This window comes from Pseudobdellovibrio sp. HCB154 (assembly GCF_046267985.1).
In the GTDB taxonomy this organism is placed as follows: Bacteria; Bdellovibrionota; Bdellovibrionia; order Bdellovibrionales; family Bdellovibrionaceae; genus Pseudobdellovibrio.
Genome location: NZ_CP176530.1, coordinates 868,300 through 893,465, shown reverse-complemented (window position 1 = coordinate 893,465; position 25,166 = coordinate 868,300). Strand labels below are relative to the sequence as shown.

Sequence of the window (25,166 nt, the reverse complement as noted above, 5' to 3'; positions counted from 1 at the left end):
ACGTGGATCTTCAGAGTGACAACGTAGCTGCCTTGACAGAATTTTTTACGAACTCAAATTATAATTAAGAAAGATTAACCAGCTTATAAAGCTGAAAGTTATAGGAGGATTTATGAGATCACTCACACCGTTCTTTAATAGTAGAAGTTTAACACCAACAGATTTATGGAGAGAAATGGATCGCATGTTCGATCATTTCGCTACACCGGGTCTTCCGGTTTATGATGAGCGCGAATTTGCACCGGCTTCAGAATTAACCGAAGAAGAAAATCACTACATGCTTAGCATGGATTTACCCGGCATGAAAAAAGAAGATATTAAAATCGAAGTTGCTGACGGTACGTTAGTTATTTCGGGCGAACGTAAACATGAAAAACGAACTGATGCAAACCAAGTGCATCGCTTCGAAAAATCATACGGTACGTTCAAACGTAGTTTCGTCTTACCGAACACGATCAGTGCGGATAAAGTCGAAGCCCGCTATGAAGATGGCGTACTTGAACTTTATTTACCGAAAACTGAAGTGGCCTCTGCCAGAAAGATTGAAATTCAATCCGGCAAAGGCGGCATCTTCGACAAGTTACTAGGAGATCGCAAACAGGCACAAAATGCTAATAAGGAAGTGCCTGTTTCTGGAAAAGATAATAAGGCTTAACGTCGCGTGCCCTTGAAGCGGGACTTCCAAACGCAGACGTCGACACGGACGTTAAATCGTTGCCCCAGTTATATAATAAATCCCTTCAAAAAGGATTCAGGATCTGAGGCAAGCAAGGGGCAGAACCGTGCCCCTTGCTTTTTTATAGGAGACACATATGTCAATGCCAATAGGAGCAATCCCTGTATTACCTCTAAAAAATACCGTGCTTTATCCCGGTATTACGCAAACATTACGCGTAGGCCGCGATAAAAGTTTAAAAGCGGTCGATGCAGCCATGCTTAAAGACAACTGGATTGTCACTTTGGCACAACGTCATCCTGACAAGCCCATTGAAAATCCTGATGAACTTTATCATTGGGGTACTTTAGCAAAAATTGAATCGATCAAGGGAACTCACGAACAAGGTTACTTTGTAACCCTGCGCGGTTATCACCGTATGAAAGTGAATTCTTTCAAAACCGACACTGAAATTTACGAAGCCCACACAGAGCGTGTTGATGACACCACAGATATTGATCCTTCAACTGAAGGAGCTCTGCTTACGTCACTTCGTCAAATCAGTATTGAAGTTCTGCAATTAGTTCCAGGTAACACCGAACAAGCGCAAGAACTAGTGTTGGCGATTGAAGATGTGGGATTACTTTCGTACTTAGCTGCGGCCAATATCGAAATCGGCTTAGATGAAAGACAGCATCTTTTAGAGATGACGTCGATCAAAGACCGCGTAATGCATTTACTGACTTTAATGAATCAACAAAAAGACAATTTACAGGTCAGACAAGATATTCGCCAAAAATTGGGAACCAAACTTGGCCAAACCCAACGCGAACATATTTTACGTGAACAGTTAAAAACAATTCGCGAAGAGTTAGGCGAAGGTGATGAAACATCGGCGGTAGAAGATTATAGTCAAAAAATTAAAGATGCGAAAATGCCAAAAGAAGCGAATGACCTGGCTTTACAACAGCTTAAAAAGCTTGAAAGCTCGGGCCAACAATCGCCAGAACATCAAATGATCAGGTCACACTTGGATTTGATGGTCTCTTTACCATGGAGTAAAGCTTCAGATAAAAAAGATTTTAATCTGGACGAAGCAGAAAGCATCTTACATGCGGATCACTACGGCTTAGATAAAATTAAAAAAAGAATTTTACAGCACTTAGCTGTATTAAAACTTAAAAAAGAAAAACGCGGATCGATTTTATTATTTATCGGTCCTCCGGGAGTTGGTAAAACCTCTCTAGGGCAAAGTATTGCACGCGCTTTAGGAAAAAAATATCAACGTATAAGTTTAGGTGGTGTGCGTGATGAGTCAGAAATCCGCGGCCATAGAAGAACTTATATCGGTTCACTTCCGGGTCGTATTATCGCGGCTGTAAAAAAAGCCGGTGAAAACGATGCGGTTTTCTTACTGGATGAGATTGATAAAATGTCGCGTAGTTTTTCTGGTGACCCCGCTTCAGCGATGCTTGAAGTGTTAGATCCAGAACAAAATACAACGTTTACAGATCACTACCTTGATACGGCATTTGATTTGTCGAATATCTTCTTTATTGCCACGGCGAATAGCCTTGAAGGTATTCCACTGCCCTTGCTTGATCGTATGGAAGTGATTGATTTGTCGGGTTACACGATCGCTGAAAAGTTTCATATTGCGAAAACGCATTTGATCCCGAAACAAATCAAAGAGCATGGCTTAACACCAGATCAGATCGAGATCAGTGATGAAGCTCTGTTCAAAACGATTTCTCACTACACCCGTGAAGCCGGTGTGCGTGAGTTGCAACGTAAGATTGCCGAAATGGCCAGATTTGCCTCTGAAAAAATCTTACGCGGAGAAGCCAAGGTCGTGGTGGAACTTTTACGCCTAGAAGAAATTCTTGGGCCTGAACGTTATCAAAACGAAGTGGCTGATGTGGTGGCTACACCAGGTGTGGTAACAGGTCTTGCTTGGACGCCAGTGGGTGGAGATATCTTATTTATCGAAACCGCGCTTGTTCCAGGTAAAGGCGAAATGATTGTCACCGGACAGTTAGGTGACGTCATGAAAGAATCCGCACAGATTGCAAAATCGTTAGTAAAAGCAAGACTGCAAACGTTAGCGCCAGCTTTTGATTTTAGTAAATTTGATATTCACTTACATGTGCCATCTGGAGGAATTCCAAAAGATGGACCGTCTGCGGGTATCACGTTACTCACATCGCTTGCCTCCCTTATTTCTCGCCGTGTGGTTAATCCAAAATTAGCCATGACCGGAGAAATCAGTTTACGCGGTAAAGTTATGCCTGTTGGTGGTATCAAAGAAAAAGTGATTGCCGCCCACCGGGCAGGAATCAACGAAGTGATCATGTCTGATAGAAATGAAAAAGATCTAAAAGACGTGCCTGAAGAGGTGAGATCACAAATGAAAATCCACTTGGTGCAACATATCAACCAGGTGTTAACGATTGCCTTAGGTATTGATCTGTCTGATTGGAGTGATGAACTTTTATATCATCCCAAAGATCACGACGCGAATTTACCTTCAGCGATGTCTAACTGAACCGACTAGTCTCCCCAACTATTCCCTCCAAGGCTTAGGAATTTACGTGCTTACCGAAACAGTATTTTCCTAAGCCTTTTTTGCCTCAAAACTTTCGGCAAGATTGTTGCTGCATTAATAGAGCAACGATTACACAGGAGGTTATGATGCGTTCAAAATATAGCAAAGAAAAAAATCTGCATGGGCCTCGTACCCATAAAAATTCAACGACTTTACACGATAAAGATATCAAAGATTCTAGCGAATACACTGAAGGCGCCCATGACGTCGTCGGTGAAGACGCCCGCAAGTCCCGTGATAAAGCCCGCCGTCATAACGAACGTTTAATCTAAGTGCCGTGTCTTGGACACGTGAAGGAGTACGTATGGCTCGCGGAATTTGGAGTGGCGCTATCAGTTTCGGTTTATTAAATATTCCGGTTTCAGTGATGAGTGCTAAAGAAGAAGAACGAATCAGTTTTCGTATGCTGGATAAGCGCGACAACTCACCTATCGGATATAAGCAATACTCAAAATCCACTGGCAAAGAGATTGACCGCAAAAATATTATTAAAGCTTACGAATATGATAAAAACCAGTTCGTCGAAGTCACTGACGAAGAATTAAAAAATGCAAATCCGAAAACCACACAAACTATCGACATCGAAGATTTTGTAAATTTAAAAGATGTCGACTTTCTGCTTTTTGAAAAGCCTTATTATCTTGTACCCGGTAAAAATGGAGAAAAAGGTTATGTGCTGTTACGGAATATTTTAACAGACACAAAAAAAGCCGCGGTGGCTAAGTTTGTCTTACGCAATAGACAGCACTTAGTTGCCATTATTCCCAGAGAAGATTATTTAATTTTAGAAGTCATGCGCTTTGCGCATGAAGTGACTGAAATTAAACAAGCCAAACACTTAGATGACTATGACCTTAACCGCATTAGTATTTCAGCGCGGGAAATGAAGGCAGCCAAAGCTTTAGTCGATGAAATGACTGAAAAATGGAAGCCTGAAAAGTACCGCGATACTTATCAAGAAGAACTGGTCAAATATATCAAAGGTAAGATTAAAACTGGCAAAACACGTGAAGCCGCCGAATACGAAGAAGCTCCGAAAAGCACAAATACCAATTCTGCCGATCTGATGTCGTTACTGCAAAAAAGTTTATCGCAAGGTAAACCTTCACGAAGTGCAAAGGAATCACGTGAAACTAAAGAAAAAGAACCAAGCGTGGCACATTTACTGTCTCGTAAAAAAACTAGCTCGCATAAAAAATCAAAAACCACGCATCGAGTTCATCACTAGGAAAATATGGGTTTACAAGAATACCGCACTAAGCGCGACTTTAAAAAAACCTTAGAACCGCGCGGAAGAAAAATCACTTCTAAAAGTAAACATATCTTCGTCGTGCAAAAACATGCTGCCAGCCGTTTACACTATGATTTTCGTTTAGAGTTCGAAGGTGTTTTAAAAAGTTGGGCCGTGCCGAAAGGGCCATCTCTAAATCCTCATGATAAAAGATTAGCCGTGGAAGTTGAAGATCACCCGATGGATTACGCCTACTTTGAAGGAAACATTCCCGAAGGCCAGTACGGCGGAGGAGACGTGATCGTCTGGGATAAGGGCGAATGGATTCCGCCCAAAAATGCCAAAGCCGCTTTTGCCAAAGGGCATATCGAATTTGAACTGCGCGGGCAAAAACTTTGTGGCAAATGGGATTTAGTACGAACCCGCCGCATGGGAAAATCCACAAAAAGCCAGTGGCTATTAATCAAACGCAGCGATCAGTTTTCTGACGAGGATCACGATATCTTGCAAGAAGATAAAAGTGTTTTAACCGGATTAACACTTCCCGAAAAATCCTCCCGCTCTTCACAGAAAACAAAAATCAGGAAAATAAAAAAAACCAAACTCCCCGACTTTGTGGCCCCGCAGTTAGCACTGCTCGCTGAAGTTCCACCCAGTGGAGAAAACTGGCTGCATGAAATTAAATTTGATGGTTACCGCACTCTTTGCCATAAACAAAAATCTAAAATTAAACTTCTCACCCGTTCTGGCCTTGATTGGACAGCGAAATACAAAGCTATCGAAAAAGAATGTCAAAAAATTCCGGCTGATTCGCTAATGTTAGACGGAGAGATTGTTTGGGTTGATGATAAAGGCGTAAGTCACTTTCAAGGATTACAAAATTCATTAGACGCCCACAAAAGCGAAGAATTACTTTATTACGTTTTTGATATTTTACATTTAAACGGTGAAGATTTGCGTGAAAGACCTTTGCTTGAGCGTAAAATGTTGCTCGCAGAACTGGTTAAAAAAGCCGGTTCAAAAAAAATTCTTTTCAGTGATCATTGGATGGGAAAAGGCTCTGAAGTTTTAACTTCGGCTTGCAAGCTAAACCTTGAAGGCATCGTTTCTAAAAATAGTCACGCCCACTACGAATCAGGGCGCGGTAAAAACTGGATTAAAAGTAAATGTTCTAAGCTGCAAGAATTTGTGATCGGCGGCTACACTCTGCAAAACAATAACAAATCTTTAGGAGCGTTATTAATGGGCGCGTACAACGCCCAAGGTGAATTTCAATATATCGGTCGTGTGGGTACAGGTTTTAATTCTGCTGAGAGCACCAAACTTTTAGAAAAATTAAAAAAAGTAAAATCTGAAAAAAGCTATTTCGATATCAAATCCCCAACTCCTACGGCTCACGATAAACGGCGAAGCATGAGTTTCACCAAACCAAGTTTAGTGGCTCAAATTGAATTTGGTGCTTGGACTGATGAAAAAATATTACGGCATGCGGCTTACAAAGGTTTACGTTTAGATAAAAAAGCCAAATCGGTGCAATTAGAAGAACAAAAATTAAAAAAATCAGCTCCCACTGAAGTGACGATCAGTAACCCTGATAAAATTCTATTTCCGAAAGCGAAACTGACTAAAAAACAACTCGCTAACTATTACAAAACCATCGAAAAATGGATCATGCCCTATGTGAATAAACGCCCTTTAGCTTTACTGCGCTGCCCGAATGGCGTGGGCAAATCTTGTTTCTTTCAAAAACACCAAGACACCGATGGCATTGGGTTACTATCACAAAAACTACATTCTGAATTAAAAAACAAAACCGAAGAAGTTTTATATATCGATTCACTCACCGGGCTTTTAGAGCTTGTGCAATTAGGCACTTTAGAAATTCATGCGCGCGGATGCCTTACACATCAAATTGATTCTCCAAATCTAATGGTCTTTGATTTAGACCCTGATCCGGGTGTTGGCTTTACACAAGTCAAAGAAGCCGCTTTAAAACTAAAAAATCTTTTAGAACGACTTAAACTTAAAAGTTTTGTTTTAGTCAGCGGCGGTAAAGGTTTACACTTGCACGTACCGATTGAAGCCAAGCATAACTTCGATGAGGTGAAAGACTTTGCAAGAACTGTTTGCGAACAACTGGTTAAAGAAAATCCTGATCAATTCACCACAGAAATTTCAAAAGCAAAACGAACCGGAAAAATATTTTTAGATTATTTACGTAACGGCTTTGGCGCCACCGCCATTACGCCTTATTCAGTGCGTGCCCAGACCGAAGCCACTGTAGCTTACCCGATTTCATGGCAAGCGCTTAAAAAAGTAAAAACACCAAAGGATTTTACTGTCGATCGTGTGATAACACTTTTAAAACGCAGCAAAGATCCTTGGGCTGGTTATTTTAAATTAAAACAAAAGCTTCATATTTTAGATAAATTAAAATCACTGCATTAAAAGCTGTGGCCTACACCACTAAAGTTTCTCTTTAAGTCCATAATATTTGCCACTCCGCCAACGAAAGCCCGCGCAGCCGCCGTGGTTTGTATTTAATCTGCCCAGACGCTTCTTTGATATTAAGCTGAATATAATTTCTAACAATCAGATACGGCTTCCAGCCCTGAATCACCCGCGTAAAAGGCCGGTACTTCCAAAGCTTTGCGCTCTTGCGTGGTTTGGTCGCTGGGGTATCGGTCACGCTCTTTGCCGCAGCTAAAAATCCATTGTTCTTAAACTGCTGCGCGATTTGCCCTGTCACCACCCGCAAAAAATGCTGACCGAGAGATCTTCTCGAAAAGCGCACCAACAAATGCACGTGATCGTGATTAATTGAAACCTGTTCGACTTTAACAAAGAACCTACGCGCGTATGTTTTAATAATATAATTGATCAGATAAAAACCTAAAGGTGACCGAAGCCCCCGGCACAAAGATCTAATATCGGTTTTAAGCACCAAATGAATCGGCGCCTTGGTTGATAGCGGGCGCGCTTTACGCCCACGACGTTTCTGGCGCAAGATGCCGCCGTGGTTATAACGAAACTGCCAACGTGTTTTAGTAAAATGTAATTGTGTGTGACCCATACCCCAGCCTTTCGATGAAAAGTGCTGGAGCAAAATTTGGGTCGAAGTTTTACTGTGCTAAATCGCTATTGAGCTTGGATTAATTCCGGTGAGCGGATTTAACTCAGTACTAAATTAATTTTTTCGCGTGTGTGATATAGTCTTTTACTAAACGTTCAAGATTAGCTTGAAGTTTAGCATCGCTTAAAGTTTTATCAGCAGTAATCGTTTCGTGGGCTTTACCTACACCCATCATTTCTGGGTAAAGTTGCGTACCTAAAACATCAAACGGCTGACGTGAATGCCATAATGAACGAACTCCACCTAAAGCCCCTGGTGAAGCCGCTAAAAGTAAAGCTGGTTTTCCTGTAAGTGATACTGGTTTTTGGCGCGATAACCAATCAATCGTATTTTTTAAAATACCCGGAATTGATCCGTTGTATTCAGGTGTACAAATAATTAATGCATTGGCTTCATTAATTTTTTGAGCTAACTGTTGCACCCCTGCAGGAATGCCCGTAGATGATTCGATGTCGCCATCGTACACAGGAATATTTAACGGCTGTAAATCGATAAACTCAATGTCAGCTAAGTTATTTTTCTTAACGATGTCAGAAACCACACCGCAAAGTTTTTTATTTAAAGAATCTTTTCGTAACGAACCGGCAAAAGTAAGAATTTTCATAATATTCCTTTAATAGAAAAAATTATTTCGTGATCTTAACAATTGCGCAAGTCCCAACACTCCCTCTACACTTAAAGTCATGGAAGTTTTAACAATCGATACATTTAAAGAAAAAATTTTTGATTTCACTGCCACAAAAGAGTGGACGTACAAAGGCCAAAAGCCTGCGGTCATTGACTTCTATGCCGACTGGTGCGGCCCTTGCCACCAACTAAATCCTATTTTGCAAGACACCGCCGAGCTGTTTAATGGGCAGGTGAATTTTTACAAAGTGAACACCGAAGCATCTCCTGAGTTAGCAGCACTTTTTGAAGTGCGTTCGATCCCCAGCCTGCTTTTTATTCCACTTGGCGAAGAACCTGCTATGGCTTCGGGAGTAATTCCACGGGAGAAATTGGAACAAGCCATCCGCGAGATTTTTACGCTTTAAAAGTGATGTTTTTCTGCCTCATTTTTGCCTAAATTTTCTGCCTGTAAAAGCTGCAATTACGACGTAATAACAAGCCACTCCTTGCCTTCACTCACCCTCACGGTTTAGAACGGGTCATTCAAAATTTGAACGACCGCTTTTGACGAAGTCAAAAGTGTAAGCTGGGAGAAGAAATGCAGATCAACAATCAAGATCTTTTAAACTGGGTTAACGAAATTGCGGCTTTAACAAAGCCAACAAACATCCACTGGTGCGATGGATCTGAAGAAGAAAACCAAAAGCTTATCGACATGATGATTGCTTCTGGAACGTTAAAAAAATTAAACGAAACTTTACGTCCAAATTCTTACTTAGCTTTATCAAATCCTGCTGACGTTGCTCGTGTTGAAGATAGAACTTTTATCTGCTCTGAAAAACAAGAAGACGCTGGTCCTACAAATAACTGGATGGCGCCTGCGCAAATGCAAGAAACATTAGGAAAATTATTCGATGGTTGTATGCAAGGCCGTACAATGTACGTGATTCCTTTCTGCATGGGACCTTTAGGTTCTCCAATTTCTAAAATCGGTTTTGAAATCACAGATTCTCCCTACGTTGTGATCAACATGAAAATCATGACTCGTATGGGTGCTAAAGTTATGGCTTTAGTTAACGAAAACACTGAGTACGTTAAATGTGTTCACTCAGTAGGTATGCCATTAGCCGCTGGCCAAAAAGACGTTACATGGCCTTGCAACGCTGACACAAAATACATCGTTCACTACCCTGAACAAAAATCTATCTGGTCATTCGGTTCTGGCTACGGCGGAAACGCATTACTTGGTAAAAAATGTTTCGCATTACGTATCGCTTCAACTTTAGGTCGCGAAGAAGGCTGGTTAGCAGAACACATGTTAATCTTGGGCGTTCAAAATCCTCAAGGCGAGAAAAAATATGTAACAGCCGCTTTCCCATCAGCTTGCGGAAAAACAAATTTCGCCATGTTAATCCCACCTAAAGAAATGCAAGACTGGAAAATCACAACTGTGGGTGATGATATCGCGTGGATCAAACCTGATCTTAACGGTCAATTACGTGCGATCAATCCAGAAGCTGGCTTCTTCGGTGTGGCTCCAGGTACAAGCTTTAAAACAAATCCAAACGCGATGTTAACAATCGCGAAAAACACGATCTTCACAAACGTTGCACTTACTCCTGAAGGCGATGTTTGGTGGGAAGGTATGACAGATACTCCTCCAGCTAAATTAACTGACTGGCAAGGTAACGAGTGGACTCCAGGTTGCGGCAGAAACGCAGCTCACCCGAACGCTCGTTTCACTGTAGCGGCTTCGCAATGCCCTTCTGCTGACGAAAACATGGAAAACCCAGCAGGTGTTCCTGTTGATGCTTTCATCTTCGGTGGTCGTCGTGCTGATACAATCCCATTAGTTTCGCAAGCTAAAGACTGGAACACAGGCGTTTACTTCGCATCTACTGTGGGTTCTGAAACTACAGCTGCTGCAACAGGAGCCGTAGGTGTTGTTCGCCGTGACCCGATGGCGATGTTACCGTTCTGCGGTTACAACGTAGGTGACTACTTCAAACACTGGTTAAAAATGCCAAACCGTGTTGCTAAAACTCCAGAAATGTTTATCGTGAACTGGTTCCGTAAAAACGAACAAGGTAAATTCATGTGGCCAGGTTATGGCGATAACATGCGCGTATTAAAATGGATGTTCGAACGTATCGACGGAAAAGCTCACGCTATTGAAACTGAATTAGGTTTCGCTCCTCAGTACAAAGACATCGACTGGTCAGGTTTAGATTTCTCTAACGACCAATTCAATGCGGCGATGAAAATCGACAATGAAAAATGGCAAATGGAATTCGCTTCTCATAAAGAGTTTTTCTTAACATTAAAAAACTCTTTACCGACTGAATTTATCAATATTCAAGAGACTAAAGCGATGGCGTTCCGTAAAGCCGGAGCACCCGCGTCTCCTGAAGCGACAATGTAAATTGTCATGACTGACTAACATTCAAACGATTTTTTCAGCGAAAGGCCTCTAATACGAGGCCTTTCGGCATTTAGCTTGCTGTCTCTAAAGCTATGAAAAATCTAACACTTTTTTTTAGCTGTTTATTAACAACCTTTACCGTGTTCGCACAAAGTGGAGCAGATCAAGAAAAGCAAATCGCCTGGGTTTCTACCCAAGTTGAAAAAAAAGATATTCCTTTAGAAATTTTAAGCCTAGATCCACGCACTCAAACTTTAGCTCCCAGCCATAAATACGAAATCACCATAGGTATCGTTGATGATAACAAATGGGTCACCGATACAACCGGCGATGACCGTGGGTATACTTACGGCCACTTTGTAAAAGCCAGCTATATCACTGCAAAAGGCTTACGTTTGACTGTTCACTACACGGGTGACCTTTATACCCAAGATACAGGCCGATACTACAAAAACGGCGAAGGCTCGCTTGTAGGCCATCAAAAAACGATGGAAGAATCGATCACTAAATTTGTTGTTGATAATGCTGAGCAAGGCCGTCTTCTTTATTACCGCGCTGGTGTGGGCTGGCATGTACTTGAAGGGTCTGGCAAAGGCACAGCAGCGCAAGTGCAACAAAAGTTTCACTCGCTAGTTAAAGAAATTCGCCAACCTGTGAATGAGTACAGTAATTACCGTGAATCAGCTCCAATGGCTGAAGCCGCTATCGGTGTTCAAAAAAACTATCAAGTGAGCTCACAGATTCAATTAGAACAAAAAGCAGAAGTTGGCGTTGTTGCGACCGGAGTTAAAGATGCGAGCCATGTTATGACAAATGCCGAAGCTTCGGCGATCTATAGACCAAGTTTTGCCAGCAATTATGCGACTAAACTAACAGCGGGAGTTACCGTTAAAGCTTACGATGTCGGAACTGAAGTGACTCCGTATGTAGAAGCTTCTGTGTTAATTAAGAAAAAAGCTTCATGTGGTGTAAGACTTGCTCGCCCACAGGGCGATGCGATCAATTATCAAAAATATAATTTACCGAATCAACGCACAGGAAAAACTGACGATATCTGGACAGCGTCTTGCCAATATAAATTTTAGTCAGAAATTAAAATTCTCCCGTTGATAACATCACCAACGTGCAGGCATGGATTGTATCTATACCTGTTTTTTTCAGATCAAAAGCAATCGCTGGGTTTTCAGTGCCTGGGTTAAAGATCACACGTTTTGGTTTTAACGCGATAATTTGATCTTTCATAGCCACGCTGATACGGGGGTTTACATACATCGTTAAAGTATCCACAGGTCTTAGTACCTGATCAAGATCAGGATACACTGTATGCCCTTCTATTTCTTTTAAAGTGGGATTTACCAGGATGGGCTCATGGCCATACTGTTTAAGCATAACCATAGCTTTATAAGCGAATCGATCGGGTTTATCAGACGCCCCCACAATCACAACCTTTTCAGCCATACAAATCCCCTCCCTGAAGTTTGTAAACAAATATATACCTAGTAGTCTGACTTACTATTTGCGTTTTTCCCACCCCGATTTTAGGGGTCTGTCGCGCGTCACTTGTAAATCTGGATAAATATTTTTTGCGAGCAAGAAATCGACCATTTCTTTTTCTGAGGCGCGCAAAGTCAGCCAGCCTTTTCCATCTTCAAGATTTAAAAAAATCGGCGTGCGGTCATGACCGTTTTCTAAAATAAATGGTGATGGTTCCGTTGTTAATATGGCGCATGAAAATAATAGCTCTTTTGTTTCCGGATTTACCCACACATCAAATAAGCCTGCGGCAAATAGCATCGGTTTTTCACTTTGAAATGAAATGATGTGCCCCGCATGGGGACCTTCATAAACTGATTCAAAAAAGTTTGTAATGGGAATTAGACAATGTTTACTTAAAAATGGTTCTCGCCAAGCGGGTTTTTCAGTCACGGTCTCAATACGCGCATTATGAGTGGCAAATTTAACTTTTGGTTCTTTTGACCACGCAGGCACCAGCGAAAAATTCATCGGTGTAAGTTTTAGACCCTGTGGTGTCTGCACAATCACCGGAATTTTAGTGTACGGAAGAAAACGTTCATCAATCGCTTCTAACGACGATGAAACTGCAATTCCCAAATTTCTTAGTTCTTCTGCAGCAATCTGCAAGCTAAACTGTGCACACATAACTAATCCAGAAAAATATTTAAACGTAATTTAAGCAAAGGACTTAATCCCGTGCTTAACCAACGAATGGTTTTATCGCCATTAAGAAAAACTAAAGTCGGAGTGCCTTGAATTTTGAATAATTGCGACACCTGCCCATCAAGATCATACCCAATCGGAAATTGATAGCCCCGTTCAGTGACCACTTTATCAACCAAAGCTTTATCTTCCTGCATTGAAATGGCTAAAATGGCCTCTGCCGGAATTCTTTTTTCTTTAACTAGCTCGTTAATACGTGACAGTTCCATCTCGCACGGAGGACACCATGTCGCCCAAAACACTAAAACTTTTCTAGCGTGTAAATCTTTTGTATTAAACTCTAATCCGCTATTAGTTAAAACTGAAAAATCCGGTGCAGCCGACCCTTCAGTTTTAAAATTATCAATAATTCCCGGAATCTTTGCCGCAAGTAAAACCAGAACTACAACAGTAAGTACAATATTGAGAGCCTTAGCAACCGATTTGAATGTCACTCAATACCTACTTCTTGAAGTTCATCTTTCATGCCCCACAGTTTTTTAATTAAGTGCGGTGCATGCGAACCAATATAAGCAAATAAAAGAAATTTTAGAAAACGTCCTACAACTGTAATTAAAAGAATTTGCAACAATGGAACGGTAGCCAGCACGGCTAAAATCAAAACTGGCTGCTGCGATAAGGGACTTAGCGCAACGGCAAATAATAACCACAATCCATACGCATCAAAAAATTTCTGCGTCTGAAGCCAGAAGTTACTCGCTTGCATATTGGGAAAAAGTGTTTCAACGATATGAATTCCGTAAAGTTGCACAATGTAACACAAAATCATCGCGCCTAAAACCGACCCGGCTGCTGAGAACACGCCAAAATAAAACCATTTCCGCGGTTTTAGCATTGAACTAGAAATAGTCAGACCATCGGTAGGTATAACGATAAAAAAAACATCGAGAATGGCTAAAAGCGATAACATCGGCAAATACCACACGCGGTCGATATAATATTGCAGGAGCTTTACCGCATGGGTAATCAGTCGTTTTAATTTATCCATTCCTAAAAGCGTAACACTACGCCTTTAGGGATTCTATCTTTTGCGCAACAGTCAAAGCTTCAGTAAACGCACATTCAAATGCCGGATTTACCCAGTTATCTTGGTTGGCAAAGAAAATTTTGTCGTTAATAGGCTTAATAAGCTTCTCAACCGTTCCGTCTGCAATTGTACCTTTGTTAGCAAGAGGTAACGAATGCCCCCAGCGTGTCAAACGGTAACCTTTGATTTTGCTTGCATCGATATTTACGGCTTTGCAGAACTCAGCAATTTCGTTTTGCGATTGAATCAAATGTTTTTGGTGCGACATTGGGTTGAATAAAAACTGTCTTGCACCTTCAAATGGTAACGGGCGATACATCGTAAGCACTGAATGATTCACTTCATCGTTTTGCGCCCACGTTCCGAAACAAACATCCGTCATTAATTTTTTTGGCGGATTAAGCGGTGTCGGTGCCGGCTGCATTTTTCCGTTTAACGTGAACACATCAAAACCTGGAGATTTAATCGCGCTATCCATGATCACATTAGTCACAATGTAACCACGCCACATTAAATCTTGAATTGCTTTTACACGCTCTTCTTCAATGTTCACGATCACACGCTCAGCAACGAATTTCGGGAATGCACAAACTACATAGTCAGTTTCAATAGTCAGTAACTGACCTTCTTTAGATTCGTAAGTCACCCACACTTTACCATTTGCTTTTTCTTCGATACGTAAAACAAAGGCACCTGATAAAACATGACCTTCTGGTAAATTATTTTTTAAAGTTTGGTGCACAACTGATGTGATGTACGCATTACCACCTGGTAAAGCTAAGACTCCGTCAACTTCAGCTGTTACGAAGTTTAACGCTTGCGCGGCTGAAATTTCATCGATTGAGCCACCGAATGAAGACCAGCAGTAAGCTTGAAAGTATTCTAAAACATGCGGATGCACTTCGCCGAACGTGTTGGTTAACCACTGTTCAAAAGTGATCGCATCTAATTTACAAAGTTCTTCGTAAGAGATCGCTGAATCTTCTGTCCATGGAATATCAGGATAAGCGTCGTTATAAATACGGCGCATCTCTTCTTCAACTTTTACGAACTGCTCAGCGTTTTCTGGATCAGAAGCACCTTTCCAGAAATCACGCATTAAAGCGTTTCTGAAATTCACAGAAGTTTCAGTGTCAGATTCTAATTGTAATTTTTCTGCAATGCCTGTTTCTTTAAAGAACACATCGATATCAGAACCTTCATCCGGAATCGTTACGTAAGCCGCACCGATTGAATAAAATGAACCATCAAAATTTTCGCCTTTTGAGTTTCCACCGAATACAGGATCTTGTTCTAATAACATCGGCTTGTGCGCTTGCAAGTGGTACGCGCTTAAAAGACCTGCCATACCGCCACCAGCAACAACTACACTTGTTGATGCGCTCGGTGCTGGGATTCCACCTTTTTTCGCTACATAGCCATCAATGTTCCATAAGATATCATGCGGGCGATTGATATTATCACCGTTGAAATCTAAGCTTGATGATTCGCTGTATTTCACATTTTGAATAGGATTATCATTTGCATTTTCATTAGGTGTTTTTGATGGCGCTTGGCTCATCAAAAGACCAGTGGTTGCTTTAGAATTTACCGCATAGCCTAAAACAAAGCTTGCGAATGACGACGATTTTAAGAATTGGCGACGATTAAATGACATAGGTGCTCTGAATTACCCGAGGCCGCTCCGTATTACAATGAAATGCCCTAAACTTATCATTGGACTTTCAAGCCATTTTCATTTAGCTTTCATTTATAGGGTAATTTTCCCCAGATACGATATACTAGATTAGACAACAGACAGGAGCCACTATGAGCTTAAAAAACGAGAAAAAAGTCATCGAAGCCTTAAACAAAATCTTAGAGGCTGAATTAGCCGGCGTAGTTCGCTACACGCACTATTCGTTAATGGTATTCGGTCACAACCGTATTCCAATCATCAAGTGGTTCCGTGACCAAGCGACTGAATCTTTAGCCCATGCTTCACAAGCTGGTGAGCACATCACAACACTTGGTGGCCACCCGTCTTTAAAAATCGGTACATTACTTGAGACTCACAAGCACTCATTAAACGATATTTTAAAAGAAAGCTTACAGCACGAAACAGCCCAGCTTAAAAACCTCCACAGCTTATTAAAATTAGTTGAAGGCCAGTCAGTGTTCTTAGAAGAATACGCACGCCAAATGATTTACGACGAAGAACTTCATGTTTCTGAAGTAAATAAAATGTTACGCACACAACCTAAATAGTTTTTTAATTTCAGGTTTCAAATTTTAGACATAAAAAAAGCTAACTCTTTGAAGTTAGCTTTTTTTTTACAATTTGTAGTTCGTTAAAACTACTTAGTTGTATTGAAAGAAAATACTTTTACTTGGTCGATTAATTCTGGGTAATCAACGAATGGGTTACGGTTACCTTGAACATCTTCGATCATATCGTTTCTTCTTTGTTCTTCGGCATCAACCGGATCTTCATGATTCCATTTTTTTAAAGTAACTTCTTCAGCGCCGCCCACTTTCATTTTGTAACGAGCCGCAAAGTAGAAAATCGCACGAGCTACGTTACCACGGTGGGCAACCGGTGGCTCAAACACAGCGCCTTTAGCACCAGCTTGAGAACCTAAACGGTTTTGTGGACATTTTAATTTTTCCATATCTTTGTCGACTTCACCGAAGCGTAATGAACTTCTGTGGCTGTTCATGTTTGAATCCGATGGGTATAAGTGATGTAAATCAGATTTTTGTGTTTCAGCAGGAAAGCGGCTTGTGAAACGGCTTTGTGGCCATGTGTGTTCACAGTTTAAGATAGAGCCATTACCTGGAATCATACCTGGGCCGATGTTACCTTGTTCGCCACCGAAGTCAGCGTTAGAGAAATACTTTTCACAGTAAACATCTTTTACAACGTAAGTGTTATTTTGCTTTTCTAAGTAGATTGAACCGAACATATGCTTTCTGGCACGGTCATAACCTAAAGCTGTGTGTTGGATGCAGTTTTGGTTGTCTTGTAATTTTACCGATTGGCAGTTGGGAGCTAATGTGTCTGGAGCGTTTTTAGTTTTAATGTGAGCGTCGGATACGATGTGGAAAATAGCTTCTAGGAGTTCTTCGTCTTGAAGTTGGCCTGATTGAACTTGGCCTAAGAATTCTTTACCGTAGTAGTTTGCTTTTTCAGAAACAAACGCTTCGGCTAAACTCGCCGTTAAAAGTGAAATAAAGCAACAAACAGCAGCCGTCTTTTTTGTAAAATTCCAATCCATGTATCCCCCCTCAAAACTTAGGAAACAAATTGAACTCAGTAGTTGTTGCGAAGAAAGCTAACAACACTTTTTGCTAAATTCACCAAAATTATTGTCAGGATTCCGTTTTTGAAACGGCGTGCTAAGTTTGAGAATTTTCGCAGCATCCCCGAATGAATAATGCTTAAATTCATTTATGACTAAATTAATTTTTGCTGTTTTGTTAATGTTGAGTTCTTTAAATGCTTTGGCCGAATACAAAGCAGAAAATCGTTGGAAATCTGTAAGTGGTGTCAAAGTAGGCGCTAAGTTCTTCTCGATCTGGGAATCACGTGGTGTCGTTCAATATAACGACTTTCAACTCCTACCGGTGATTGCGGTTTTTATGTTTGAAGATCGTTTCGAGTTTCTCACAAGCTCGGTCAGTTACCGCGATTTTATCTATGAAGATAAAGTACGCTTTAGAACACGTTTGCAAGCGATCAGCGATAACCCGATCTTTCCTAAGCATGAAAGCATTAAAGATATTTACCCCGACCGTGAAGACTCTTGGGAATGGGTAAACAGACTCGAGTTTTTCGTGCCTGGTTATAACGAAGACTATATTTCTGAAATTGATTTCGGGATTCACAAAGATCTAAAAGCGCACAACGGTATTTACGCTGAACTTATTGGTAAGTTAAAACTTTTCACGTTCCAAAACACACTGATTAAAACATCAATGGTTGAACCCAATTTGTATGTCACACTTGGCTATGGCGATAAACACCACAACGAATATTATTACGGCGCGGTGGATTCAGACGGCTTAAATAATTTATCTTATGGCTTGTGGTTTCATTTTAATGACTTAGCTGACCGCAACAACCCTGTTATCACGCTTAAACACTTTGAAGTCTTAGGTGATAAAAATAAAAATGGTGTTTTGGCGCGTGACCGCAATGAAGGTTGGGCTGCAACCTTTACTTATACGCATGATTTGCTAAAGTAACCCCAAAATGAAAGCTTTTTACGTCATTAAATCTTTGGGAACTTTCGGAATCACAGCTTATTGGCTGACCTTAAGTTATATCCAACCAAAGAAAGTGACCCACTATAAAAAGCGCTGGGCCGAAAGTGTAATGAATTACATCGGCTACAAAGTGGCCCACCAAGGTGATTTTTCACAACAAGGTCCACGCATTTATGTCGGCAATCATGTGAGCTACTTAGATATTTTACTTTTGATGGCTGTTAATCCGCACATCGCTTTCTTAGCTAAAAAAGAAGTGAAACGCTGGCCAATTTTAGGAATGGCCGCGGTTCGTGTGGGAACTTTATTTGTTGATCGTGAATCAAAACATGACCGCGAAAGATTGCGCAAACAACTGGGCGAACAGTTAATGCAAAATAAATCTCAATTAGTGATTTTTCCGTCAGGTACAACCACACTTAAAGAAGAAAAACTGTGGAAGAAAGGCATTTTTGAAATTGCCCAGGCCTATGATATTCCAGTACAACTTTTTAAATTAGATTATGATCCCTATCATGAATCTTCGTTTATTGATGACGACAGCATGATTGGAAAAATGGTTCAGCAATTCAGTCTTCCGAACAAAAAAGCCCATGTGACTTGGCTGGAAAGCATTCAAGTTTCACATCCGGAAAACGATGCCGAATCTTTACGTCAAAAAGTGACCCGCCCCTAAAGCAACAAGGAGAAATTTTAAATGTTACCAACGCAAATCATGTACGGTCTTATTATTGGATTGGTGGCCGGTGTTTCTTCAGGTTTATTCGGTATCGGCGGTGGCGTTATTATTGTTCCGTTAGTGATTTACCTTTTTAGCTTTAGCCAACAAGCTGCGACCGCCACTTCATTAGTCGCCTTACTTCTTCCGGTGGGTATTTTAGGCGTGTGGAATTACTATCGCGCCGGCGCCATTCAAATCGACAACATCAAACTTGGGTTCATTATCGCTTCAGGTATGTTTGTCGGAACTCTTTTAGGTTCTAAAGTCGCTGTAGGGTTACAGTCTTTTACTTTAAGCCGCATGTTTTCGGTCTTCTTAGTAATCGTAGCCATTCGTCTTTGGTTTACAGCGAAATAAAATAGTTTCATAAACTATCCTTTTTTAGAAAACCATGGCACAAAAACAGAGGTGCGCTCTTGATAACGGCGGTAGGCCTCGCCCCGGCTTTTCAATGACTGAGCTTCTGACGGTGGAACACCAGTCACCTTTAAAAGTAAAATTAAAATTGTAAGTGGGGCATAAATTGACCAAACAAGCCCCGGCGTTGCCAACATAAAAATAAAATACCCCCACCAAATACAGCTTTCAAAAAAGTAATTCGGATGGCGCGAATAATTCCATAAACCCACATCACAAACTTTGCCTTTATTCGCCGGATTCGAGCGAAATTTAGCCATTTGATAATCGGCAACCGATTCACCAATCACTGAAATGCCCCAAATCGCAACGCCTAACCATTCTAATGACGAAATGTCAGGATGAGGATTCTGAAAAACAAAAATAAACGGCCAAGTTAAAATCGAAACACTAATTGCTTGATAGAAAAAGAAAATTAAAAATCTAAATTTATAATTTACCCCATAATCAGCGCGAAGTTTGAGATAGCGGGTGTCTTCATACGGATGATGCGCAGCAATTCTTTTAGCTAAATAAAAGCCTAACCGACAGCTCCATACAGCCAACATGATTAAAAACAATGTCTTTCTTTGCGAAAACCCACCACCAAACACATCAAAAATTATTCCATGAATGACAAAGCAGAACGACCATACGGCATCGACGATACTAAAATTTTCAATCTTAACTGCATAGGCCCAAGTTAATAACATAATCCCGATTGTAACGAGTAACCCTATTAAAAACATCTGACTTGAAACCATGATCTACCCTCTTGGCTTACTTAATTTTCGAATAGCCGGTAAAAAAAATTTTTGTAAAAGAAAAAATAAAACGCTGCTGATAACAAACCATAAAACAACAGAGTACAGTCCAACCAGAGCATACGCTTTTATAAAAGCTATCCTGTCTTGGCGAAAAGCCTCGATAATAAGATCTGGTCTGATCGGCACATTCCCCACATCGACCAACAAACTAATCACCTCAATATAAACCGGAATTAAAATAATCTGTACCGGATACATAAGATAATTCGCAGTTTGCACAACAATATGATTTAAACGAAAGATCATACCTATAACTGCAGCTAAAACTGTCGTAAACCCGAGGAGCGGAAAACACCCAATCAAAAAACCCGCCGATAAACTTTGCGCTAACTTTTCCGGCGAAGCTCCTTGAGTTAACTGAGACTTTAAAGTCTCTTGAACTTTTTTTATCATGCAGCCTTTTTTTCTGTTAAAAATCGTTCAGCGGTAAAATTACCCTTCAGACGTCGAATTTCTAATAACGCATAAACAGCCATGGCAATATTTCCTAAAAACATAATTGCTACAAACCAAATTAATTTTTTAAAGGCACTGGATTCTTTAAATACCACCCATAAAAAGAAAGTTAAAAATCCAAAATAAGCATCAAAAAGAGTTGCCACCATCCAGGGCTCTACAATAAGACGTTTTATCGCCGCAATGATATTTTCGTGAGTGCTAGCCCAGGTTGTTACCGCTAACATTGCCAGCAAAACCAGTGAAAAAAATAGAATCAGATTTTTTTTCATTTTTTATCCTTTCGGTGTTAATAAGTAATGTGTGACGGCCCACTCTTTACCCTGGTTGAAACCGAAAAGTTCGGCACAGGCCATATAAAAAACGCGCCAACGATTAACCCAGACTTCAACCTGATCATCACCGTAGGCTTTTCTGAATAGATTGCGCACCTGGTTTTCGTTCTGATCCATCTTTTTTAACCAAGCTTCTAAAGTTTTTTGGTAGTGGGTTCCATCCCAGTCCCATTTTTGCTGAACTTTAAGATCTTTATTGAAGTGTTCAAATAAATTTCGCGCCGGCATTTGTCCGCCCGAAAAAAAGTATTTACCCATCCAGTTGTCTTCACCTTCAGTTTCAAAAAAATAAGGTGTCGTTCTATGGGTGAAAATGTGCACAAACATTTTAGCGTCGGACTTCATAGAACGTGCGACCAGCGAAAAAAACTTTTCGTAATTTCTAATATGCTCCATCATTTCAATGCTCATCACGCGGTCAAATTTTTCACTACCGAAGTTATAATTTTCTTCCCGTCCAAGATCGCGTGTTAACACTGTTAAATTTTTTAACCCGCGTTTATGCGCCTGCGTTTCGATAAACTGTCTTTGTGTTGTCGAGTTAGAAACTGCTGTGATTTGCGAATCTGGAAAGCGGCGAGCTAATTCTAAGGATAATGACCCCCAACCGCAGCCTAATTCCAGAATCCTCATGCCGTCGCCGATTTCAGCGCGAGCTATCGAAATATCTAAAGCTTTCTGTTCGGCCTGTTCAAGTTCCGACATCTCGTCTTCCCAATAACAGGCACTGTATTTTTTATGTTTTCCCAGGCATAATTCGTAAAATTCCGTTGGCACTTCATAGTGCTGTTCATTGGCCTGCTTAGTCATAATAGCCAAAGGTGACTCGCGAAGTAAATTAGCGTGCACTTTAATAAATTCGCCGTTGTTCTTCTGTTCTTGTTCACGCATCTCTCGTAACCGTTGTTTCAAAAGATGACGAATACCCGAGCGAATAAACGGATCCGGAATGAATCCTTTTTCTATACCACGTACAAAGAATTTAATTACTGGTTGCATCGACATATTACACTCTTTCAATTAAATATTGGCCGACATTAATACGACCGGCGCGAAAGGCGCCTTCGCAATAACATAGATATAGATTCCACATCCGAATAAATCGGTCATCAAAACCCATTTCACGAACTTTAGTTTGCGCCTCGTTGAAACGTTGACGCCAAATTTTGAGAGTGTCGGCATACGAAATACCGAATTCAAATTGGTCGGTTAATTTCATACCGTTTTCTTCGCTCTTACGATCAAAAATACTGTTTGCCAACAACATGCCACCCGGAAAAATATAGTTTTGGATGAAGTCGGTTTTTTGACGGTAACTATAAAAAAGATCGTCCTTAATCGTAATACCTTGAATAAGAGCTGCACCTTTTCCTTTAATGGAAGAGGATACTTTTTTAAAGTAATTATCCCAGTATTTTTCACCGACCGCTTCAATCATTTCTATCGATACAACTTTGTCATAAGTGCCTTTGATATCGCGGTAATCGATTTCTTGCAGGCTTATATACGCAGACAAGCCTTTAGCTTTGATCATCGCCCGGTTATGCACGGCCTGACTTGGAGAATTCATCACCGCCGTAACACGACAGCCCGTACGCTCAATAGCGCGACTGAAAAAGCCACCCCAGCCACAGCCAATTTCAAGAATGTGATCAGACGACTTGATATTCAATATATCGATCATGCGATCATACTTATTAAGCTGCGCTTGTTCTAAAGATTCATTTTCAGATTTAAATAACGCCGAAGAATACGACATGGTAGGGTCTAACCATAAGCGGTAAAAATCATTCCCTAAATCGTAATGGGCCACAATATTTTTTTTCGCTTGTACTTTAGAATTGCGGGTTAATAGTCTCTTTAATTGATATAACAGTGTACCCAGCAAAGTTCCATGCAGTGCTCGTTCTAAGGATTGGTCATTTCGGCAGGCCCATTCGATCAGTTTCGCAGCGTCATCAACTTCAAGATCACCTTCAATAATCGCTTCGGCTAAACCAAGATCGCCTTTATTCACCAACTGATCAATAGCCGACCAGTTTTTGACAACCACGTGAGCTTTGTCATCACCTTCGCCATATTTTTCTGTTTTACCGTCAGGAAAAGTAATATGGATCGTGCCATGCTTAGCGTTTTTTAAAATTTGAATAAAAAACTTAGCGGCCCATGAAGCTTGTGCCATGAGTGATCTCCTTTTCAGGGGGATTTGGTTTTTTGAAAAATTGCACTTTCTTAACTAGTAACTTTACCGCTTGGTAATGAATGCGAAACACTACAAGTGGCGTCATCCAGCCGTAGCGAAGCATAAGCCCCGTAAAAGAAACTTCCTCTAATGCCGTAAGCTCGCCTTGCACCCAAGTGTTTAGCTTTAACGAGCCATCATTATTTAAAAAATGAATATCGACATGCAGGTGATTTTTTGTAGGGCGAAATCTAAATCGGTATTCACCTTCAATGGCAAAAAATGGCGAGACATGAAATTTCTTTTCGGCTTTTAGCCATTTATTATTTAAATCTTCACCCTGCTGGTAAAGCCAATAGTAATGTGTTTCACCGAAGGTGTTATTCACTTCGCATAACACAGCTTCTAATTTTTCTTGGCGGTAACAGTACCAAAAATTAACGGGGTTAAACGCATAACCAAACATACGTGGGATGGTCTGAAGAAAAACGTGGTCAGCCTGATAGTTAAAATGAGTTTTTAAAAAAATCTGGCATTTTTCTGCTAGTGGCACTTGCGAATTTTCAGTCAAATAGTCGGCATCTTTAAAACTTAATAAAGACTTAAATTTCTTTTGCAAAAGGGCTTGTAACTTTGCGGTCTGAGGAACTGGGTAATAAAGATTAAAAATAGGATATTTAAAACTGTTTTTAGCAGTTTCTGACCGAGAATGATAAACTTGCCCCCGCATCAGGTAAAAAGCCACTATGCAATTCTCCATGGTGGATTGATTTCAAAATGTTTCGCCACATTCACCGCGCTTAAAAGACCATCTTCATGAAAACCATAACGAGTCCAAGCCCCTGCGAAGTACACGCCATCATGTCCTTGAATATGTGGAATTTCATTTTGAGCGTCGATTGCTTGCTGGTCAAACTTCGGGTGATCATACTGCGCTTCAAAAATTAAATTTTTCGGTGCACGACTTGGATTAAGTGTTAAAAGCATTTTATCTTCTGTGTTTAACGGCTGTAAGCGGTTTAATAAATATGTTAAAGACACCTTGTCTGAATGTTCACTGGCAAGTTGCGCCTGTACGTTCCATGAAGCCCAGCACTTGCTCTTGCGAGGTAAAAAGCTTTCATCTTCGTGCAAGAAAGCTTTATTCGGGATCGTCGAAAAACTTTTTAAGATTTTTTCTTGCTGTGAATTTTTAAATTTATAAATTTTTGCGGTGATTGGAGCATGGGTTGCAAAAATCACTTTATCAAACTTATAACTTTGTTTAACCGTTGTAACCTGCAGTTCTCGTCCCACATGTTCTACCGCATGCACCGGTTCGTTCAGATGAATGTGATTTAATTGTTGCGCAATTTTTTCCACGTAGTTCTTCGATCCATTTTTGACTGTTCTCCAGATCGGGCGGTCATTCACTTGCAACAGTTTATGGTTTATAAAAAAAGTGAGAAATGTCTCAGCCGGAAAATCCAACATACCTTTTTCGGGCGTTGACCAGATCGCCGCCACCATCGGCAAAACATACCATTCCAACAGTTCACGCGGGTAATTCTGTCTAAATAATAATTCATTTATAGTCCAACGGTTACGACGCGCCAATTCACGATTTCTTTCGGCATGTCGATGAAAGGCTAGTATGGCCAATAACAATTTATGAAAGCGCGGATTAAACAAATTTCGTTTTTGCGCGAAAACAGTAGCTAGACTGTCTCCGGCCCATTCCAGGCCGATTTGCGGGACTTGGATAGACAGTGACATGTTTGAACTGACGGTTTCTGTGTCTAAATACCTAAAAAGTGCTTTCAAATGAGGATAAGTTAACTCATTGTAGACAAGAAAACCCGTGTCAATATTATTTTGTTTACCTTTTTTTTCAACAACGCTAGTATGAGCATGCCCACCTAAACGATTTGATGCTTCAAAAAGATGTACTTTATGCTTCTGATTTAAAATCAGAGCTGATCCTAATCCACTAATTCCCGACCCAATGACCGCAATATTCATATAAACAAATATTATTTTAGTGTCACTTTTGGCGCTACAAATATTTTTGTTTGCACACAGAGCGTCTTACTCCTTATACT

The 25,166-nt window shown here is 40.6% G+C and carries 27 protein-coding genes; 12 read left to right on the top strand and 15 right to left on the bottom strand.

Annotated elements, in window-relative coordinates:
- The first annotated feature begins 112 nt into the window (after positions 1-112).
- From ACKWCF_RS04500 to ligD, 5 genes are all read left to right on the top strand, one after another.
- The gene (locus ACKWCF_RS04500) at positions 113-655 is read left to right on the top strand and encodes an Hsp20/alpha crystallin family protein (RefSeq protein ID WP_409479505.1); all 543 of its coding nucleotides are present in this window, start codon (positions 113-115) and stop codon (positions 653-655) included.
- Positions 656-812: 157 nt separating this feature from the next.
- Positions 813-3,200, top strand: a complete 2,388-nt coding sequence (lon, locus tag ACKWCF_RS04495) for an endopeptidase La (protein ID WP_409479504.1) — start codon at positions 813-815, stop codon at positions 3,198-3,200.
- Between the two features lie 146 nt (positions 3,201-3,346).
- Positions 3,347-3,532, top strand: coding sequence for a hypothetical protein (locus ACKWCF_RS04490; protein WP_409479503.1), 186 nt, complete (start codon positions 3,347-3,349; stop codon positions 3,530-3,532).
- A 32-nt stretch (positions 3,533-3,564) separates the two neighbouring features.
- Complete coding sequence (locus ACKWCF_RS04485; RefSeq protein WP_409479502.1) at positions 3,565-4,488, top strand: Ku protein; 924 nt, start codon at positions 3,565-3,567, stop codon at positions 4,486-4,488.
- Between the two features lie 6 nt (positions 4,489-4,494).
- The gene (gene ligD, locus ACKWCF_RS04480) at positions 4,495-6,939 is read left to right on the top strand and encodes a DNA ligase D (protein ID WP_409479501.1); all 2,445 of its coding nucleotides are present in this window, start codon (positions 4,495-4,497) and stop codon (positions 6,937-6,939) included.
- 31 nt (positions 6,940-6,970) lie between these two features.
- Here the strand turns inward: ligD and ACKWCF_RS04475 are convergent, their stop codons facing one another.
- The gene (locus tag ACKWCF_RS04475) at positions 6,971-7,564 is read right to left on the bottom strand and encodes a hypothetical protein (RefSeq protein ID WP_409479500.1); all 594 of its coding nucleotides are present in this window, start codon (positions 7,562-7,564) and stop codon (positions 6,971-6,973) included.
- Positions 7,565-7,673: 109 nt separating this feature from the next.
- The gene (locus ACKWCF_RS04470) at positions 7,674-8,228 is read right to left on the bottom strand and encodes an NADPH-dependent FMN reductase (protein ID WP_409479499.1); all 555 of its coding nucleotides are present in this window, start codon (positions 8,226-8,228) and stop codon (positions 7,674-7,676) included.
- Between the two features lie 79 nt (positions 8,229-8,307).
- Between ACKWCF_RS04470 and ACKWCF_RS04465 the strand changes: the two genes are divergently transcribed.
- From ACKWCF_RS04465 to ACKWCF_RS04455, 3 genes are all read left to right on the top strand, one after another.
- Positions 8,308-8,658, top strand: a complete 351-nt coding sequence (locus ACKWCF_RS04465) for a thioredoxin family protein (RefSeq protein WP_409479498.1) — start codon at positions 8,308-8,310, stop codon at positions 8,656-8,658.
- A gap of 161 nt (positions 8,659-8,819) precedes the next feature.
- Positions 8,820-10,655, top strand: a complete 1,836-nt coding sequence (locus ACKWCF_RS04460) for a phosphoenolpyruvate carboxykinase (GTP) (RefSeq protein ID WP_409480247.1) — start codon at positions 8,820-8,822, stop codon at positions 10,653-10,655.
- 92 nt (positions 10,656-10,747) lie between these two features.
- Positions 10,748-11,740, top strand: coding sequence for a hypothetical protein (locus ACKWCF_RS04455; RefSeq protein WP_409479497.1), 993 nt, complete (start codon positions 10,748-10,750; stop codon positions 11,738-11,740).
- A 7-nt stretch (positions 11,741-11,747) separates the two neighbouring features.
- On the opposite strand, the gene ACKWCF_RS04450 is transcribed toward ACKWCF_RS04455, so the two are convergent.
- Genes ACKWCF_RS04450 through ACKWCF_RS04430 form a run of 5 tightly spaced genes read right to left on the bottom strand, consistent with a single transcriptional unit; the run spans position 11,748 to position 15,577 of the window.
- Positions 11,748-12,113 (bottom strand): CoA-binding protein, encoded by a 366-nt coding sequence (locus ACKWCF_RS04450; RefSeq protein WP_409479496.1) that lies wholly within the window; start codon positions 12,111-12,113, stop codon positions 11,748-11,750.
- 54 nt (positions 12,114-12,167) lie between these two features.
- Positions 12,168-12,815, bottom strand: a complete 648-nt coding sequence (locus tag ACKWCF_RS04445) for an SOS response-associated peptidase (RefSeq protein WP_409479495.1) — start codon at positions 12,813-12,815, stop codon at positions 12,168-12,170.
- Positions 12,816-12,817: 2 nt separating this feature from the next.
- Positions 12,818-13,327: a TlpA family protein disulfide reductase gene (locus tag ACKWCF_RS04440; protein ID WP_409479494.1), complete on the bottom strand. Its 510-nt coding sequence runs from the start codon at positions 13,325-13,327 to the stop codon at positions 12,818-12,820.
- Positions 13,324-13,881 carry a YqaA family protein gene (locus tag ACKWCF_RS04435; RefSeq protein ID WP_409479493.1) on the bottom strand — a complete coding sequence of 186 codons (558 nt, stop codon included), beginning with the start codon at positions 13,879-13,881 and terminating at the stop codon, positions 13,324-13,326. Before ACKWCF_RS04435 ends, ACKWCF_RS04440 begins: the two co-directional genes overlap by 4 nt.
- A gap of 16 nt (positions 13,882-13,897) precedes the next feature.
- Positions 13,898-15,577 (bottom strand): FAD-dependent oxidoreductase, encoded by a 1,680-nt coding sequence (locus ACKWCF_RS04430; RefSeq protein WP_409479492.1) that lies wholly within the window; start codon positions 15,575-15,577, stop codon positions 13,898-13,900.
- 152 nt (positions 15,578-15,729) lie between these two features.
- Here ACKWCF_RS04430 and ACKWCF_RS04425 point away from each other — a divergent pair, with 152 nt between their 5' ends.
- On the top strand, positions 15,730-16,167 hold the full coding sequence (locus ACKWCF_RS04425; RefSeq protein ID WP_409479491.1) for a bacterioferritin: 438 nt from the start codon (positions 15,730-15,732) through the stop codon (positions 16,165-16,167).
- An 89-nt stretch (positions 16,168-16,256) separates the two neighbouring features.
- On the opposite strand, the gene ACKWCF_RS04420 is transcribed toward ACKWCF_RS04425, so the two are convergent.
- A complete protein-coding gene (locus ACKWCF_RS04420) occupies positions 16,257-17,177 on the bottom strand; it encodes an endonuclease I family protein (RefSeq protein WP_409479490.1) in 921 nt (306 codons plus the stop codon).
- Positions 17,178-17,352: 175 nt separating this feature from the next.
- On the opposite strand from ACKWCF_RS04420, the gene ACKWCF_RS04415 reads away from it, so the two are divergent.
- Genes ACKWCF_RS04415 through ACKWCF_RS04405 form a run of 3 tightly spaced genes read left to right on the top strand, consistent with a single transcriptional unit; the run spans position 17,353 to position 19,246 of the window.
- Positions 17,353-18,147: a hypothetical protein gene (locus ACKWCF_RS04415; RefSeq protein WP_409479489.1), complete on the top strand. Its 795-nt coding sequence runs from the start codon at positions 17,353-17,355 to the stop codon at positions 18,145-18,147.
- 7 nt (positions 18,148-18,154) lie between these two features.
- Positions 18,155-18,844: a lysophospholipid acyltransferase family protein gene (locus ACKWCF_RS04410; protein WP_409479488.1), complete on the top strand. Its 690-nt coding sequence runs from the start codon at positions 18,155-18,157 to the stop codon at positions 18,842-18,844.
- Positions 18,845-18,865: 21 nt separating this feature from the next.
- Complete coding sequence (locus ACKWCF_RS04405) at positions 18,866-19,246, top strand: TSUP family transporter (RefSeq protein WP_409479487.1); 381 nt, start codon at positions 18,866-18,868, stop codon at positions 19,244-19,246.
- Between the two features lie 14 nt (positions 19,247-19,260).
- Here ACKWCF_RS04405 and ACKWCF_RS04400 read toward each other — a convergent pair whose 3' ends face one another.
- Genes ACKWCF_RS04400 through ACKWCF_RS04370 form a run of 7 tightly spaced genes read right to left on the bottom strand, consistent with a single transcriptional unit; the run spans position 19,261 to position 25,086 of the window.
- On the bottom strand, positions 19,261-19,998 hold the full coding sequence (locus ACKWCF_RS04400) for a DUF1295 domain-containing protein (protein WP_409479486.1): 738 nt from the start codon (positions 19,996-19,998) through the stop codon (positions 19,261-19,263).
- 54 nt (positions 19,999-20,052) lie between these two features.
- Positions 20,053-20,505, bottom strand: coding sequence for a DUF2062 domain-containing protein (locus ACKWCF_RS04395; RefSeq protein ID WP_409479485.1), 453 nt, complete (start codon positions 20,503-20,505; stop codon positions 20,053-20,055).
- A complete protein-coding gene (locus ACKWCF_RS04390; RefSeq protein WP_409479484.1) occupies positions 20,502-20,840 on the bottom strand; it encodes a DUF1475 family protein in 339 nt (112 codons plus the stop codon). The genes ACKWCF_RS04395 and ACKWCF_RS04390 overlap by 4 nt, the downstream gene beginning before the upstream one ends.
- A gap of 3 nt (positions 20,841-20,843) precedes the next feature.
- On the bottom strand, positions 20,844-21,908 hold the full coding sequence (locus ACKWCF_RS04385) for an SAM-dependent methyltransferase (protein WP_409479483.1): 1,065 nt from the start codon (positions 21,906-21,908) through the stop codon (positions 20,844-20,846).
- 1 nt (position 21,909) lies between these two features.
- Positions 21,910-23,085 carry a class I SAM-dependent methyltransferase gene (locus ACKWCF_RS04380; RefSeq protein WP_409479482.1) on the bottom strand — a complete coding sequence of 392 codons (1,176 nt, stop codon included), beginning with the start codon at positions 23,083-23,085 and terminating at the stop codon, positions 21,910-21,912.
- Positions 23,060-23,815: a DUF1365 domain-containing protein gene (locus ACKWCF_RS04375; protein ID WP_409480246.1), complete on the bottom strand. Its 756-nt coding sequence runs from the start codon at positions 23,813-23,815 to the stop codon at positions 23,060-23,062. The genes ACKWCF_RS04380 and ACKWCF_RS04375 overlap by 26 nt, the downstream gene beginning before the upstream one ends.
- A gap of 14 nt (positions 23,816-23,829) precedes the next feature.
- A complete protein-coding gene (locus tag ACKWCF_RS04370; RefSeq protein WP_409479481.1) occupies positions 23,830-25,086 on the bottom strand; it encodes an NAD(P)/FAD-dependent oxidoreductase in 1,257 nt (418 codons plus the stop codon).
- Positions 25,087-25,166: the final 80 nt, after the last annotated feature.